This window comes from Microcystis sp. 0824 (assembly GCF_003112475.1).
Classification (GTDB): Bacteria; Cyanobacteriota; Cyanobacteriia; order Cyanobacteriales; family Microcystaceae; genus Microcystis; species Microcystis aeruginosa_C.
On the sequence record NZ_BDSM01000058.1, the window covers coordinates 1 to 476 of the forward strand.

A 476-nucleotide genomic window follows, 5' to 3' on the forward strand; every position below is an offset into this window, starting at 1 on the left:
CTTGATTTAACAGGTTTAAATCCGTAGGATAACTAATATCTGCGGGCGCACAACTGGCATCTAAAATTAATTTACCTCGATTTTCGGGTTGACTTTGGGTTTCACTTTCTAACTTTTTTGTGGTGTTTTCTTCTTCTTTTATTTCCCTCGGATTTTTGACCATAAAGCGATTCACTTTATTAATTAGTTCCCGAGTGATTCTTTCTCGAAAGTGAACCAACATTGACGCTTCAAACCGGGGTTTATTGCTGTAGGATGAAAACCCCAAGAAGTATTGTAAATAAGGATTTTCCTTGATTTGTTCTACCGTTTCTCTATCGCTTGTTCCTAATTTTTCTTTAATAATTAATGCGGACATTGCTATCCTAAATGTTTTGGCGGGTGCGCCCATTTCTTCTGAAAAAAGTGATGCGTATTCCGCTTCAAATTCTGACCAGGGAATGAGGTTGGCCATAATTACCCAACGATTATCTTGG

1 protein-coding gene is annotated in these 476 nt (G+C 37.8%); it reads right to left on the reverse strand.

The annotated features are described in order from the left end of the window. Nucleotides 1-476, reverse strand: a 476-nt coding sequence (locus N0824_RS19075) for a transposase (protein ID WP_146184302.1), incomplete at both ends; no start/stop codon positions are given.